Source organism: Pseudomonas sp. URIL14HWK12:I5, assembly GCF_900176445.1.
Lineage (GTDB): Bacteria > Pseudomonadota > Gammaproteobacteria > Pseudomonadales > Pseudomonadaceae > Aquipseudomonas > Aquipseudomonas monteilii.
Genome location: NZ_FWXQ01000003.1, coordinates 334345 through 349027 on the forward strand (window position 1 = coordinate 334345; position 14683 = coordinate 349027).

A 14683-nucleotide genomic window follows, 5' to 3' on the forward strand; every position below is an offset into this window, starting at 1 on the left:
GAGCCGAAGCTCCAGGCGCCTTTGCCTGTATTCATCACGGTAGGTGGCCCGGGTTGATCGCCGTTGATCAGTGGGCTTTGTTGTAGCTTGGGTAAAGCAGGGAGTGTGCCAATTGCGTTACCTGTACCGGCCTCTTCGCGGGCAAGCCTGCTGCCACAGGGATCTCCACAGGTCTGCAGACTTGCACCTTACCTGTGGGGTGGGTTTACTCGCGAAGCGGCCGCCACAGGCAATGCACATTCAAGGTGCAACGCTCCCCATCCTGGAGCACTTCAGTAAACATCCCGCCGATACCGCTTAGCCTTGCTCAAGACCTCCATGTAGGTATCCGCATCCACGCCACCATGCTCGGCAATGATTTCACGCAACGCCGCATCTACATCCTTGGCCATGCGCTGGGCATCACCACACACGTAGAAGTACGCCCCCGCCTCCAACCATTGCCACAGCTGCGCGCCCTGTTCGAGCATGCGCTGCTGCACATAGATTTTCTCGGCCTGGTCACGGGAAAACGCGGTATCCAGCCGCAGATGGCCGCTTGCCTGCCAAGCCTGCAACTGCTCCTGATAATAGAAATCGGTCGCCGCATACTGCTCACCAAAGAACAGCCAGTTGCCCCCTTTCGCGCCCCGCACTTCTCGCTCTTCCAGAAACGCACGAAACGGTGCAATGCCAGTCCCAGGGCCAACCATGATCACCGGCACGCTGTCATCCTCGGGCAGCCGGAAGTGCTTCGACACCTGTGGGAAGATGGCCACTTTCAGCGCCTGGGCACGGTCGGCCAGAAAGCTGGAACACACGCCTTTACGCTCGCCATAGCGCACGGTGGAAACGGTCAGATGCACCTGATCCGGATGCGCCAATGGGCTGGAGCTGATCGAGTAAAGCCGTGGCTGCAACGGTTTGAGCAGGTCGAGCCAACTGGCCAGCGGCATTTTTTGAGGGAAAGCACGCAGCACATCGACCAGCTGTCGGCCCCACAGCCAGTCCTGCAGCTCGGCTTTGCACTCGGGCTGTAACAGGCGCTGCAGGTCCGGGGCACTGCCGGCAAAGGCCTGCAGTTGTTGCGGGGTCACCTTGGCAATCTCCAGATGCGCTTGCAGGGCTTCGGCCAGTGGCATGGCAGGCTGGCCTTTCAACTCGACCATGGCCTTGCCATCGAGCTGCGTCAGCGCCAGCAGTTCATCGACCAGCGTCGGGCAATTGCGCGGCCATACGCCCAGGGCATCACCAGCTGCATAGCTGAAGCCGCTGCCGCTCAGGTCGAACACCAGTTGCCGGGTTTCCTTGCTTGCACCGGGCCCATTGAGCAGGCGGTTTTCCACCAAGGCGGCGGCCCAGGGTTGCTGCTTGCCATAGATCGTGACCGGCGCAGGCTCATTGACCGGTTGTGGTGTGGCAGCAGTGCCCAGCGAGGGCAGCAGCGCTTCGAGCCAGCCGCAGAACGCTTCGTCAAAGTCGGGCTCGCAGTCCACCCGCTGCAACAAGCGCCGCCCACCCAGCTCAGCCAGGCGCTGGTCGAGTTTGCGGCCAAAACCGCAGAACTGGTCGTAACTTGAGTCACCCAAGGCCAGCACGGCATAGGGGAGCTCGGCGCAGAGGGTGCCCTCTTCGCCCTGCAATGCCTGCCAGAATGCCCTGGCGCTGTCTGGCGCGTCGCCATCGCCAAAGGTGCTGGCGATCAGCAGCACGCTGGCGGCGCCTTGTAGCTGGCGCGGGCTGACGGCCTCCATGCAACTGAGCTGCACCTCCAGACCGGCACCGCGCAAGCGTTGGGCACAGCGCTCGGCCAACAGTTCGCCGTTACCGGTCTGCGAGGCCCACAGCACTTGATGCCGTGGCGCCGGCAACGCCGTAGCGGGCAATGCCGCAGGCTGGGCAAACAGACCGGCCAGCAAGCCGTCGACGAACAACCGACGGCTGGCGGCCAGCGGTGCATTGGCCGGCAGGCTGGGTACGCCTTCGGCACGGCTTTGGTCCAGGCCCAGCAGAAAGCCTTGCAGGTAATGGCGCTCTTCTTCTGCCAACACCGGGGCTGGCAGGGTGTCCAGGCCAAGCAGACGAGACAGGGTGGCAGTTGGCATTCGGGCTGACTCCGCAATGGCAGTGTTCAGTTCAAGGGTATCGATGCGTTCGCCTGCGACCCGCTCCAGGGCCACGGCGCAGTGTTTGAACGCGGGTTGCAGCGACAGCGGGTCAACCGCATCGCAGGTGACGGCATTGATTGCCAGTTGCTCACCGACCACATCGTTCCAGTGGAACGGTGCGAAGCAGTTGCCTGGCATGACCCGGTCGCTGATGCGTGCGGGTAGCACGGCCTGGCCACGGCGCGAACGAATGGCCACCTGGTCTTTCTCGGTAACGCCCAGCCTGGCGGCATCTTCGGGGTGAATTTCGACGAAAGGGCCGGGCTCCAGCTTGCTCAATGCCGGCACCTTGCCGGTCTTGGTCAGGGTGTGCCACTGGTGCTGCACACGGCCGGTATTCAGCACCATGGGGTAGTCGTCATTCGGCAACTCCGGTGCCGGCAACCAAGGCCGGGCGAAGAAACGGGCTTTGCCACTGGCGGTCGGGAAGGCCAACGCCGGGCGCTGGCCCTGGGCATCGTGCAGCAGCACCTGGCTGCTGCCGTCATTCAGGTAGCGCAACGGGCTGCGGTCGCTGTCACGGCCAGGCGCGCAAGGCCACTGGCGAGGTTGCCCACGCAGTTCGGCATAACCGATGCCGCGCAGATCGTACCCGGTGGCAGGGTTATGGAAGCGACGGATTTCCTCGTACACCGCTTCGGCATCGGCGTAATCGAAGGCGTCGGCATAACCCATGGCGCAAGCCACACGGGCAATGATCTGCCAGTCCGGCAAGCTCTGCCCTGGCGGCTCGACGGCGCGCGGCATCAGGGTAAGGTTGCGCTCGCTGTTGATCATCACACCCTCGCCTTCGGCCCACAGCGCGGCCGGTAGCAGAATGTCGGCGTAGCGATTGGTTTCGGTGTCGAGGAAAGCGTCCTGAGTAATCACCAGCTCGGCCTGATGCAGGCCGTCGATCACTTGCTGGCGGTTGGCGACACTGGCCACGGGGTTGCTGCAGATGATCCAGCAAGCCTTCACTTCACCGGCTTTCATCTGTTCGAACAGCGCCACCGTGCCCTCGCCGCCTTCGCGGCGCAGGCTGCCAGGTGCCAGTTGCCATTGCTGTTCGACAAAGGCACGGTCGGCTTCCACCAGCGCCGAGCGCTGGCCTGGCAAGCCGTGCCCCATGTAGCCCATCTCACGGCCGCCCATGGCGTTGGGCTGACCGGTCAGCGAGAACGGCCCGCTGCCGGGGCGGCAGATGGCGCCGGTGGCCAGGTGCAGGTTGCAGATCGCATTGGTGTGCCAGGTGCCGTGGATGCTCTGGTTCAGGCCCATGGTCCAGCAGCTCATCCAGTTGCTGGCACCGCCGATCCATTCGGCGGCCTTGATGATGTCGGCCTCGGCCAACCCGGTGATGGCGGCCACCCGCTCAGGGCTGTAGTCATCGAGGAAGGCTGGCAGTTCGTCCCAACCTTCGGTGAAGCGGGCGATGAAGCCAGGGTTGGTGTGGCCGTTACGGTGTAGCAGATGCAACAGGCCGTTGAGCAAGGCCATATCGCTGCCGGGGCGTACCTGCAGGAACAGGTCGGCCTTGTCGGCGGTGGCGCTGCGCCGTGGGTCGACCACAATCAGCTTCGCACCGGCCTTGATCCGGTCGAGCAAACGCAGGAACAGGATCGGGTGGCAGTCGGCCATGTTGGCGCCAATCACCAGGAATACGTCGGCGTGCTCGAAATCCTGGTAACTGCCGGGTGGGCCATCGGCGCCAAGCGACAGCTTGTAGCCACTGCCGGCGCTGGCCATGCACAAGCGCGAGTTGGACTCGATGTGGCGGGTGCGGATAAAGCCCTTGGCCAGTTTGTTGGCCAGGTACTGGGCTTCCAGCGACATCTGCCCGGACACATACAGCGCGACGGCATCGGGGCCGTGCTGGTCGACGATGCCACGCAGGCGTGCGGCTGTTTCGGCGATGGCCTGATCGATACCGGTGCGCGCCGGCTGCTGGTTTCGCTGCTGCCGTACATAGGCGTCTTCCATGCGCCCGGCGGCGGTCAGCGGCAGGTGCGCAGTGAGACCCTTGGTGCACAGACGGCCGAAGTTGCCGGGGTGTTGCTTGTCGCCGCTGACCTTGCTGACCTTGCCGTCGGCAACGCTCATGACGATGCCGCAGCCGACGCCACAATAGGGGCAAACGCTGCGTACTGCGGTGTTGGCCATGGGCGGGCTCCTGTAGGGAACGCAAAAAGGCGCCGGCTGCCCCGGCTTGCTGATGCAAGCGAGGGGCAACACGGCGCCTTTGTCGTGAGGTTTTGTGGGCTGTCGACGTTGATGGCCCTGGATGAGGAGTAAGTCAGCAATTAATGGGCCAGATGTACCGGCCCTTTCGCGGGCACGCCCGCCCCACAGGGATATCGCAAAGCCTGAGGGCGGTGCCGCACCTGTGGGAGCGGGCGTGCCCGCGAAGAAGCCGCCACAGGTTTCGCACCACACGGTGGCAACCCGAGGTCCCCTGGCGCTATGCTGGGGCACATTCCAGCATGAGCAACCGCCCTCCCCCCCATGTCCCAAGTGATCCTCAAGACCCCCGCCCAACTCGACCTGATGCGCCGCGCCGGCCAATTGCTGGCCCAGGTGTTCGCCGAACTCGACAGCTTCATCCGCCCCGGCATCACGACGATGCAAATCAACGACCGCGCCGAGGCGTTCATCGTCGACACACTCAAGGCCCGGCCTGCGAGCAAAGGCCAGTACGGCTTCCCCTATTCGCTGAATACCTCGGTGGACCACGTGGTGTGCCACGGCATACCCAAGGTCGATGAAGTGTTGAAGGAAGGCTCGATCGTCAACGTCGACATCACCCTGGAGCAAGGCGGCTACATCGCCGACTCGTCGAAGATGTACTGCATCGGGAAAATCAGCGATGAAGCCCGGCGCCTGGTCGACACTACCTACGATGCGCTGTGGAAAGGCATCGAACAGGTGCGCCCCGGAGCCACGCTGGGCGATATCGGCCATGCCATCCAGGCCCATGCCGAGGCCGCGGGCTACAGCGTGGTGCGCGAATATTGCGGGCACGGTATTGGCCAGCAGATGCATGAAGCGCCGGAAGTGCTGCACATCGGACAGCGTGGCATGGGCATGCAGCTCAAGCCGGGAATGGTGTTTACCATCGAGCCGATGATCAATCAGGGTGGACGTGGCACCCGGGCGCTAAAGGATGGCTGGACGGTAATTACGCGTGACCACAGCCTGTCAGCGCAGTGGGAGCATACGGTAGCGGTGACTGAAGAAGGGTTTGAGGTGCTGACGCTGCGGGAGGAAGAACACTGACACCTGAAATTCAGACACAAAAAAAGCGACCCTAAGGTCGCTTTCTTTGTTACTTCCGGGTGTTCAGTGGGCCCTGGAAGTGGAATATGGCGCAGCGGACGGGACTCGAACCCGCGACCCCCGGCGTGACAGGCCGGTATTCTAACCGACTGAACTACCGCTGCGCTATACATCGAGTGGTGGGTGATGACGGGATCGAACCGCCGACCCTCTGCTTGTAAGGCAGATGCTCTCCCGGCTGAGCTAATCACCCATGTCTCTCGGTGTGGCGCGCATTCTACGGGCGACTTGCAGCTCTGGCAAGCACTTATCGCAGTTTTTTTAAACTTTGATCAAACATCAAATTCCAGGCACAAAAAAAGCGACCTTAAGGTCGCTTTCTCTGTTACTTCCGGGTGTTCAGTGGGCCCTGGAAGTGGAATATGGCGCAGCGGACGGGACTCGAACCCGCGACCCCCGGCGTGACAGGCCGGTATTCTAACCGACTGAACTACCGCTGCGCTATACATCGAGTGGTGGGTGATGACGGGATCGAACCGCCGACCCTCTGCTTGTAAGGCAGATGCTCTCCCGGCTGAGCTAATCACCCTTCGTCTCGGTGTGGCGCGCATTCTACGGACGGCCCTGCTCCCTGGCAAGCACTTTTTAAACTTTCTTCAAAAAAAACTTCATGCCTTTCAAAGACCTAGCGTTGCCGGGTGTTTCTTTGAGGCAGAAGCGGCTGCTGGCCCTGTGACAGGGCTGGCCTCAGATCACCACACGGAGAATAATGCCCGCCTTATGCATTAAGGAGAGTTGCCCCTCATGTGGTTCAAGAACCTGCTGACCTACCGCCTGACCCAGGAAGTCCCGTTCGAGCCTGAAGCGCTGGAAGCCGCCCTGGCCAGCAAGCCGGCCCGCCCCTGCGCCAGCCAGGAGCTGACCACCTATGGTTTCGTCGCGCCGTTCGGCAAAGGCGAAGACGCTCCCCTGGTGCATGTCAGCGGCGAGTACCTGCTGATTGCCGCGCGCAAGGAAGAACGCATCCTGCCGAGCAGCGTGGTCAACGACGCGGTCAAGGAAAAGGTCGAAGAGATCGAGACCGAGCAGATGCGCAAGGTCTATAAAAAGGAGCGCGACCAGATCAAGGACGAGATCATCCAGGCCTTCCTGCCGCGCGCGTTCATCCGCCGTTCGATGATCTTCGCTGCCATCGCCCCGCGCCAGGGCGTGATCCTGGTGAACTCGGCCAGCGCCAAACGTGCCGAAGACCTGCTGTCGACCCTGCGTGAAGTGATGGGCTCGCTGCCGGTACGCCCGGCCACCGTAAAAATTGCACCGGTTGCCACCATGACCGACTGGGTCAAGTCGCAGCAGGCCGCCGAAGGCTTCTATGTGCTGGACGAGTGCGAACTGCGCGACACCGCCGAAGACGGCGGTATCGTGCGCTGCAAACGCCAGGACCTGACCGGCGAGGAAATCCAGCTGCACCTGAGCACCGGCAAAGTGGTGACCCAGCTGGCCTTGGCCTGGCAGGACAAGCTGTCGTTCATCCTGGACGACAAGATGGTGATCAAGCGCCTGAAGTTCGAAGAGCTGCTGCAGGAGCAGGCCGAGCAGGATGGTGGTGATGAGGCAGCGCAGCAGTTCGATGCCAGCTTCCAGCTGATGATGATGACCTTTGCCGAGTTCCTGCCGGTGCTGTTCGAGGCGCTGGGTGGGGAGGAGATTCCGCAAGGCGTCTGATGTGTCTTGAAATGCCGGTGCTGGCCTGAATGACATGTTTCTGCCCGCACCCGCCTTTCGGCATACGGAGGTTGCCTGACCTTCCGACAACTTGAGCATTCCAGGAAAAGCTTCTGTCTGCGTATCGTTCTGCCATGTAGATACGTTCGGTGTGCGGTGGCGGGCGCCGTTGCCTGCCGTTTAAATCACATGACTGAATGATAGAGATGACAATGGATGACTCCAGGCTAGACACCTCGAAAACTTTCACTGGCGATATTTGCCTGGAAGAGGATGGAAAAAGACGCCCCATACGCATCGACGACAGTGGCTGGTTACGCATCATGGATGCGCAGGTGCTGCCGGTGACATTATGGTTCGGTTGCTATCAAGAGGATGATGGCGACATCTATATCATCAAAGAGTTTACCAACGGCGGGAGCAAGTCTGATCGCGTCCTGAGTCTGAACGATGATGGCCGGTTGGGACTTTACTCCGGATCGAGCCGCCCTTGGCGAATCCGTAGGCAGGACGGGGAAGTTCTGGTACCGCGCTCTACACCTGAAGCGGCTATAACAGTGTCAACCAAGGGTGGTCGGGTGTGGACAGCGAACAACAGCCAGTGCAAGGCCGCCAAAGGTGCCGGTAGCCACTTTGTTGTGCATATCCATAAAGTGGGCGTGTACCGATTCTGATCGGCTAGCGCTTACGCTTAACTGGAACTTGCCTGGCGGGGAACGGTTGGGCACCATGGCGTCACGGTGAGGACGACCTCACGACGCACCGCGTGACCATTCCGGGGACGGCCCCATCATTCAAACGATGGAGACACACCTATGTCCTGGATCATCCTGTTCTTCGCCGGCCTGTTCGAGGTCGGCTGGGCCGTCGGCCTGAAGTACACCGACGGCTTCAGCAAGCCGATTCCCACCGTGCTTACTGTTGGCGCCATGGTCATCAGCCTGGGCCTGCTGGGCCTGGCCATGAAAGAGCTGCCGCTTGGCACCGCCTATGCCATCTGGACCGGCGTGGGTGCCGTCGGCACGGTGATCGCCGGCATCATCCTGTTCGGCGAATCCATGGCCCTGGTACGGCTGGTCAGCGTGGCGCTGATCGTCTGCGGCCTGGTCGGCCTCAAAGTCAGCGCCAGCTAACCCTCCCCCCTAACGCAGGTTGCCGCGCAAGCGGCTGACCTGCTCGCGCAAGGTTTCTGGCCGCGCTGCCTCCACCGGGATGGCGGCGCCGGCCACGATGGTCACCCGCGACCAGAGGCGCTTGAAAAAGCCCTTGGCCGGGTCGCGGCTGAAGAAGCTGCCCCACAGCCCCTGCAAGGCCAGCGGAATCACCGGCACCGGCGTTTCTTCCAAAATGCGGTTCACGCCGCCCTTGAACACATCGATCTCACCATCGCCGGTCAGCTTGCCTTCCGGGAAGATGCACACCAGCTCGCCGTCGGCCAGGTACTCGGCAATGCGCGCGAAGGCCCGCTCATAGGTGGCCAGGTCTTCGTTACGCCCGGCGATCGGGATGGCGCCAGCGGTGCGGAACACGAAGTTGAGCACCGGCAGGTTGTAGATCTTGTAGTACATGACAAAGCGGATCGGCCGGCGGATCGCCCCGCCCAGCAGCAGCGCATCGACGAACGACACGTGGTTGCACACCAGCAGCGCCGCACCTTCATCGGGGATGCGCTCCAGGTCGCGATGCTGCACGCGGTACATCGAATGGCTGAGCAGCCAGATCAGGAAACGCATGGTGAACTCGGGCACGATCCTGAAGATATAGGCGTTGACCGCGATGTTGAGCAGCGACACCACCAGGAACAGCTGCGGGATGGTGAAGCCCGCCAGCCCCAGCAGGATGATGGTGAGCACCGCCGACACCACCATGAACAATGCATTGAGGATGTTGTTGGCCGCGATCACCCGCGCGCGCTGATCCTCGGCCGTGCGGGCCTGGATCAAGGCATACAGCGGCACGATGTAGAAGCCGCCGAACACGCCCAGGCCAACGATCGACAGCAGGATCCACCAGGCCTGCCCCATGCCCAGCAGCGTCAGCCAGTCGTGCGGGACCGCTGCAGCAGGCACATCGCCGGAATGCCACCACCACAGCAGGCCGAACAGGGTCAGGCCGAACGAGCCGAACGGCACCAGGCCGATTTCCACTTTGCGCCCGCTCAGCCGCTCACACAGCAGCGAGCCCAGGGCAATGCCCACCGAGAACAGTGTCAGCACCAGGGTGACCACCGTGCCGTCACCGTGCAGCCAGTCCTTGGCGTAGGCCGGAATCTGCGTAAGGTAGATGGCCCCGACGAACCAGAACCACGAGTTGCCGACGATCGAGCGCGACACGGCCGGCGGCTGGCCCAGGCCCATGCGCAGGATCGCCCACGACTGCTTGAAGATGTTCCAGTCCAGCGGCATGCTCGGCGAAGCGGCAGCGGCCCGCGGGATCCAGCGGCTGGCCAGGTAACCGAGCACTGCGGTGCCGACCACGCCACCCGCCACCACCGTGGCGTAGCTGTCGGCCGACATCATCACCCCGGCGCCGATAGTGCCGGCGAGAATGGCCAGAAAGGTGCCGGTTTCCACCAGCCCGTTGCCGCCGACCAACTCTTCTTCGCGCAGGGCCTGCGGCAGAATCGAGTACTTCACCGGGCCGAACAGCGCCGAGTGAGTGCCCATGCCAAACAGGGCCACCAGCATCAGCGTCAGGTGGTTGGTGATAAAGCCCAGCGCACCGATCGCCATGATCACGATCTCGGCCAGCTTGATCGCACGGATCAACGCGTCCTTGGCGAATTTCTCACCAAACTGCCCACCCAGTGCCGAGAACAGGAAGAACGGCAGGATGAACAGCAAGGCGCACAGGTTGACCCAGATCGAACGGTCACCGTCGCCCAGGCTGAGCTTGAACAGGATCGCCAGGATCAGCGACTGCTTGAACAGGTTGTCGTTGAATGCACCCAGTGACTGAGTGATGAAAAACGGCAGGAAGCGCCGCTTGCCGAGCAAGGTGAATTGCGAGGAGTGACTCATCGTCCTTGGTCCTGAGGGCTTTTCAATTGGAGGCGCGCCGGGCGCGTCAGGCCACAAATCTGCATGGGAAATGCGTGCACTGGCAAGCACCTTCACGCCCACAATGACCAGGTCGCCTCAGAAACAGCCCATCATTCGAAGCCGAACAACGCTCGCGCTGTATCCACCAACAGCGCCCGACGCAACTCCGCCGAACACCCCAAGGCCTCAAACTGTTCCAAAGCCGTACTGAAACCCACCGCCGACTCATGCTGGGTATGTGGCCAGTCACTGCCCCACATCAGCCGCTCGGCGCCGTAATGCGCTTCCAGCGCACACAGCGCCTGCCGGGCGAAGGCGAGGTTCTGTTCCGGCGAGCCTTCCAACCGATAAATACCCGATACCTTCACCCATACCTTGCCCCGCCCACCCAGGGTCAGTAACTCGGCAAAACCCGGTTGGCCCAGGCCACGGCGGGCATCAGGCCGGCCGAAATGATCGACCACGATGTCCAGCCCATAAGGCTCAAGCGCCCGCACCAGTGCCGGAATGTCCGCCACGTGGCGATGCAGCTCCAGGTGCCAGCCCTGCTCGCCAATGCGTTCAAGCAAGGGCCGCCACTGGGCACCGGTGAGGTCGGGCAACGCCTGGCCCATGAGGTTCAGCCGCACGCCCTTCACGCCTAGCCGGGCCATCTCATCCAGCCTCTCACGCTCGACGTCCTGCTCCAGCATCACCACCCCGCGCAACTGCCCCGGCACCGTTTGCAGGGCGCTGAGCAGGTAGCGGTTGTCGGTGCCCAGGAAACTGGGCTGAACCAGCACGCCATGGCTGAAACCATGGGCCAGCAGTTGGCCCAGGTAGTCGCCCAGCGGCGCATCGTAGCTGGGCGCGTAACGCCGCTCGCTGGCCAGGTTCAGCCCGCGGCTGAATACGTGGGCGTGGGTGTCGATGGCGGTCAGGTGCAAAGCAGGAGCGTCGGGCATGGTTCTCATACAAACAAGGTGAAGTTACTTGGTGGCAGCGCCAGCCATTTCCGGCGCAGGTGCAGATTCAAGGTTGCGACCACGGGTTTCCGGCAGGCAGAGGGCGGCGATCATCGCCACGCCATAGGCAATGCCGGCGTCGATGCCGATGGCACTGCCCAGCGACATCGACTCACTCATGTGGCCGACCAGGAACGGAAACACCGCTGATAACACACGGCCGAAGTTGTAGCAGAAGCCCACCCCGGCACCGCGCACATCGGCCGGGTACAGTTCGTTGAAGAACGCGCCCAGGCTGGCCGGGATGCCGGCGGCGAAAAAGCCCAAGGGGAAGCCGAGGAACAGCATTTGCGTGTTGGTCAGCGGGAAGAACACATAAGCCTGTACGGTCAGCACACAGCACAGGGCGAACAGCAGAATGTTCTTGCGCCGACCGATGCGGTCGATCAACAGGCCGCTGACCACGCAACCGCACCAGAACGCCAGGATGATCACCGCCAGATAGCCGCCCGAGTTCAGCACCGAGAGGTTGCGTTCGGTCTTGAGGAAGGTCGGCAGCCAGGTCATGACTGCGTGGTAGCCACCGTGGGCACCGAGGCCGAGCAAACCGCCGAGCAGGGTCACGCGCAGCAGTTCCGGGCGGAAGATGCCAGCCATCGATTGCAGGAAGCTGGCGGGGATGGCCTTTTCTTTTTGCAGGCGCTGGAAGCTGTCCGGCTCTGGCACGTTGCGGCGTACCCAGATGATCAGCAGCGCTGGCAAAAGGCCGACGAAGAACATCACCCGCCAGGCGAATTCCTGCGGCACCAGCGAGTAGATCAGCGTGAACAGCGCCACCGCCAGGCCCCAACCCACGGCCCAGGCGCTTTGCACCGTGCCCATGACCTTGCCACGGTATTTCGGGTTGATGGTTTCGGCCATCAGCACCGCGCCAGCCGCCCATTCACCGCCAATGCCGAAGCCTTGCATGGCCTTGACGAACAGCAGCGGGTAGAAGCCGGTGACGAACGCCGAAAGGAAGGTGAAGAAGGAGAACCAGAGAATCATCCATTGCAAGGTACGCACGCGGCCGTAGCGGTCGGACAAGGTGCCACCCAGCCAGCCGCCGATCGCCGAGGTCACCAGGGTCAGGCCGCTGATCAGGCCGGCATCGCCCTTGGTCAGGGAGAAGGCAGCGATCAGCGCGGGGATGGCCAGGCCGAACATCTGCACTTCCAGCGCATCGAGCGACCAACCGCCGAAGCAGGCCCAGAACGTCTTGCGTTCCCGTGAGGTGATCTGGCGATACCAGCTGAACATGATTGTTATCCTTCTTGGTCGTGTGTGTGTTACGGGCAGGCGAAGCCACTGCGCCGTGGCAACGCGGCGCAGACAGGTAAAACGGGTGAAGCGGCCGGCTTAGCGGATATCGATGCGGTAGCGGAAGTGCTGCGCATGGCCGCGCGAGCGGCGCCATTCCAGGGGCTTGCCGGCGTAGTCACGGGCCAGACGCTCGATCACCACCACCGGGCTGTCGGCCGGCAGTTGCAGCAAGCGGCCATGCACTGCGTCGACCGCTTCGGCGGTCAGGGTCTCTTCGGCGTAGGCGACCACCTGGCCGCACAGAGCTTCATAGATCGGGTACAGCAGCGGCCCCTTGCTGTTCAGCTCCACGTCCAGCAATGGCTGGAAGGTCTGGCGCGGCAGCCAGATTTCTTCGGCCAGGACGGGCTGGGCACCCAGCAGACGGGTACGAATGATACGGATCACTTCGGCGCCCACCGCCAGGCCCAAGGCCTCGGCCACCGCCGATGGCGCTGCGAGCGGCTCGATGGACAGGATGCGGCTTTCTGGCACCACACGCTCGCCATTGGCAGCCTCGAAACGGAAGAAGCGGAACAGCGAAGACTGGAACTGCGGGCGGCGGATGAAGGTGCCGCGTCCCTGCTGACGTTCCAGCACGCCTTCGGCGACCAGCACATCGACGGCCTTGCGCACGGTGCCGACCGACATCTCGAATTCGGTGGCCAGGGCCGCTTCGGTCGGGATCGCCTCGCCCGGGCGCCAGCGGTTATTGGCAATCTGCTCGACCATGTGGTCGCGCAATTGTTGGTAGCGGGGCAGTCGAGCATCACCGGTCAATGGGTGCATGGGTCTCGCTCTCGTCTTGTTATCTAAACATATATATGAATTTTGCGAGAGTATTCCCCGCGGGTGGCGTGCTGTCAATCCTCCGCCTGTCGCCAGACACAGTGCCTGGCTTATGCTTGTGGCCGGGAAACCAGAACAACAAGGACGTGGCAATGCTCGCCGCCATCAAACGCTACCCGCACACCGTACGCCTGTTGCTGTTGACCACCTTCACCCTCACCGTCGCCCGTGCCCTCACCCTGCCCTACCTGGTGGTGTACCTGGCCGACAACTTCCAGCTGCCGATCAGCCAGATCGGCTTGCTGATCGGTGGCGCGCTGATCATCGCCTCGCTGCTGAGCCTGTATGGCGGCCACTTGGTCGACACCTTGCGCAACCACACCCTGGTCAGCGCGAGCACCCTGTCGTTCGCCCTGGCCTTCGTCGGTGCGGTCGCCAGCCGTTCGGCGCTGTTGTTTTTCCTGTGCCTGGTTCTGATCAACCTGGCCCTTGCGGTGGTCGACATCGCCGCCAAGGCCGGCTTCTGCGCCCTGCTGCCGGTAGAGCAACGGGCCGAGGTGTTCGCCATCAAGTACACCCTGAGCAACGTTGGTTACGCCGCCGGCCCTTTACTGGGTGTGGCCATGCTGGAACTGAACGACCACATGCCATTCATCGCCTCTGCCCTGCTTGGCCTGGCCATGTGCCTGGCCTATTGGTGCCTGGGCGACCGCAGCCTGCTGGCAAGTGCCGACAAGCCTGCGGCCGGTTTCGGCCAAGTGGCGCTGGGGCTGGCGCGTGACCGCCGGCTGGTGTGTTTCACGTTGGGCGGGGTGTTGAGTGCGGTGGTGTTTGGCCAGTTCACGGCCTACCTCTCGCAGTACCTGGTCGTCACCAGCAGCCCGACCGAGGCGGCGCGCCTGGTCGGCTATCTGGTGACCACCAACGCAATAACGGTGATTGCCCTGCAGTACCTGATTGGCCGGCGTATCAGCCGCCAGCGTCTGATGCCCTGGTTGCTGGCCGGCATGGCCCTGTTCATCGCCGGGCTGCTGGGCTTTGCATCGGCAGGTTCGGTGCTGGCCTGGTGCCTGGCGATGCTGGTGTTCACCCTGGGCGAAATCATCGTGATCCCCGCCGAGTACATGTTCATCGACCTGATTGCGCCGGAGCACTTGCGCGGGGTGTATTACGGCGCACAGAACCTGTCCAACCTGGGGGCGGCACTGGGGCCGGTGATGGTGGGGTTCGCCCTGGTACACCTGTGGCCGGGGGCGATCTTCTACCTGTTGATATTGTCGGTGATACTGGCGGGGGTGTTTTACGGGTTGGGTACCCGAAAAGATTGATGTGTTGTTTCAGGTCAATCGCAAGCAAGCTCACGCCTACAACCATCGTCTGCGCTGACGAAGCGGCACCTGCGTGCCAGACTGATTGATCGGGACCGCGTTATCTTTTTTGC

General features: G+C 62.6%; 10 protein-coding genes and 4 tRNA genes. 5 read left to right on the forward strand and 9 right to left on the reverse strand.

Features of this window, described 5'->3' with window-relative positions; translation table 11 throughout:
* Positions 1–272 precede the first annotated feature (272 nt).
* A complete protein-coding gene (locus tag B9A31_RS09685; RefSeq protein WP_084296910.1) occupies positions 273–4289 on the reverse strand; it encodes a bifunctional nitrate reductase/sulfite reductase flavoprotein subunit alpha in 4017 nt (1338 codons plus the stop codon).
* Positions 4290–4631: 342 nt separating this feature from the next.
* On the opposite strand from B9A31_RS09685, the gene map reads away from it, so the two are divergent.
* Positions 4632–5402: a type I methionyl aminopeptidase gene (map, locus tag B9A31_RS09690; RefSeq protein ID WP_025754895.1), complete on the forward strand. Its 771-nt coding sequence runs from the start codon at positions 4632–4634 to the stop codon at positions 5400–5402.
* Positions 5403–5489: 87 nt separating this feature from the next.
* On the opposite strand, the gene B9A31_RS09695 is transcribed toward map, so the two are convergent.
* The 4 genes from B9A31_RS09695 to B9A31_RS09710 form a co-directional block, all read right to left on the reverse strand.
* Positions 5490–5566: transfer RNA gene (locus tag B9A31_RS09695), tRNA-Asp, on the reverse strand.
* Between the two features lie 13 nt (positions 5567–5579).
* A tRNA-Val gene (locus tag B9A31_RS09700) sits at positions 5580–5655 on the reverse strand.
* Positions 5656–5825: 170 nt separating this feature from the next.
* Positions 5826–5902: transfer RNA gene (locus B9A31_RS09705), tRNA-Asp, on the reverse strand.
* 13 nt (positions 5903–5915) lie between these two features.
* Positions 5916–5991: transfer RNA gene (locus B9A31_RS09710), tRNA-Val, on the reverse strand.
* Between the two features lie 215 nt (positions 5992–6206).
* Here B9A31_RS09710 and rdgC point away from each other — a divergent pair.
* The 3 genes from rdgC to sugE all read left to right on the forward strand — a co-directional run bounded on the left by rdgC (position 6207) and on the right by sugE (position 8260).
* Positions 6207–7127: a recombination-associated protein RdgC gene (gene rdgC, locus B9A31_RS09715; RefSeq protein WP_016715497.1), complete on the forward strand. Its 921-nt coding sequence runs from the start codon at positions 6207–6209 to the stop codon at positions 7125–7127.
* 212 nt (positions 7128–7339) lie between these two features.
* Entirely contained in the window at positions 7340–7801 is a 462-nt protein-coding gene (locus tag B9A31_RS09720; protein WP_084296911.1) for a hypothetical protein, read from the forward strand.
* A 141-nt stretch (positions 7802–7942) separates the two neighbouring features.
* Positions 7943–8260 carry a quaternary ammonium compound efflux SMR transporter SugE gene (gene sugE, locus B9A31_RS09725; protein ID WP_012270979.1) on the forward strand — a complete coding sequence of 106 codons (318 nt, stop codon included), beginning with the start codon at positions 7943–7945 and terminating at the stop codon, positions 8258–8260.
* Between the two features lie 9 nt (positions 8261–8269).
* Here the strand turns inward: sugE and B9A31_RS09730 are convergent, their stop codons facing one another.
* The 4 genes from B9A31_RS09730 to B9A31_RS09745 form a co-directional block, all read right to left on the reverse strand.
* Complete coding sequence (locus B9A31_RS09730; RefSeq protein WP_019097085.1) at positions 8270–10147, reverse strand: 1-acyl-sn-glycerol-3-phosphate acyltransferase; 1878 nt, start codon at positions 10145–10147, stop codon at positions 8270–8272.
* Positions 10148–10278: 131 nt separating this feature from the next.
* Positions 10279–11112: an amidohydrolase family protein gene (locus tag B9A31_RS09735; protein WP_027615807.1), complete on the reverse strand. Its 834-nt coding sequence runs from the start codon at positions 11110–11112 to the stop codon at positions 10279–10281.
* 24 nt (positions 11113–11136) lie between these two features.
* Positions 11137–12411, reverse strand: coding sequence for an MFS transporter (locus tag B9A31_RS09740; protein WP_027615808.1), 1275 nt, complete (start codon positions 12409–12411; stop codon positions 11137–11139).
* Between the two features lie 99 nt (positions 12412–12510).
* Positions 12511–13242 carry a GntR family transcriptional regulator gene (locus B9A31_RS09745; protein ID WP_019097082.1) on the reverse strand — a complete coding sequence of 244 codons (732 nt, stop codon included), beginning with the start codon at positions 13240–13242 and terminating at the stop codon, positions 12511–12513.
* Positions 13243–13394: 152 nt separating this feature from the next.
* Here B9A31_RS09745 and B9A31_RS09750 point away from each other — a divergent pair, with 152 nt between their 5' ends.
* Positions 13395–14570, forward strand: a complete 1176-nt coding sequence (locus B9A31_RS09750; protein WP_025755014.1) for an MFS transporter — start codon at positions 13395–13397, stop codon at positions 14568–14570.
* The last annotated feature ends 113 nt before the right edge of the window (positions 14571–14683 follow it).

Excerpts from the sequence above, each read along its gene's own strand:
- map (WP_025754895.1), top strand. The coding sequence starts at position 4,632 with ATGTCCCAAGTGATCCTCAAGACCCCCGCCCAACTCGACCTGATGCGC.
- B9A31_RS09720 (WP_084296911.1), top strand. The coding sequence starts at position 7,340 with ATGGATGACTCCAGGCTAGACACCTCGAAAACTTTCACTGGCGATATT.
- rdgC (WP_016715497.1), top strand. The coding sequence starts at position 6,207 with ATGTGGTTCAAGAACCTGCTGACCTACCGCCTGACCCAGGAAGTCCCG.
- B9A31_RS09685 (WP_084296910.1), bottom strand. The coding sequence starts at position 4,289 with ATGGCCAACACCGCAGTACGCAGCGTTTGCCCCTATTGTGGCGTCGGC.
- B9A31_RS09745 (WP_019097082.1), bottom strand. The coding sequence starts at position 13,242 with ATGCACCCATTGACCGGTGATGCTCGACTGCCCCGCTACCAACAATTG.
- B9A31_RS09735 (WP_027615807.1), bottom strand. The coding sequence starts at position 11,112 with ATGCCCGACGCTCCTGCTTTGCACCTGACCGCCATCGACACCCACGCC.
- B9A31_RS09730 (WP_019097085.1), bottom strand. The coding sequence starts at position 10,147 with ATGAGTCACTCCTCGCAATTCACCTTGCTCGGCAAGCGGCGCTTCCTG.
- B9A31_RS09740 (WP_027615808.1), bottom strand. The coding sequence starts at position 12,411 with ATGTTCAGCTGGTATCGCCAGATCACCTCACGGGAACGCAAGACGTTC.
- B9A31_RS09750 (WP_025755014.1), top strand. The coding sequence starts at position 13,395 with ATGCTCGCCGCCATCAAACGCTACCCGCACACCGTACGCCTGTTGCTG.
- sugE (WP_012270979.1), top strand. The coding sequence starts at position 7,943 with ATGTCCTGGATCATCCTGTTCTTCGCCGGCCTGTTCGAGGTCGGCTGG.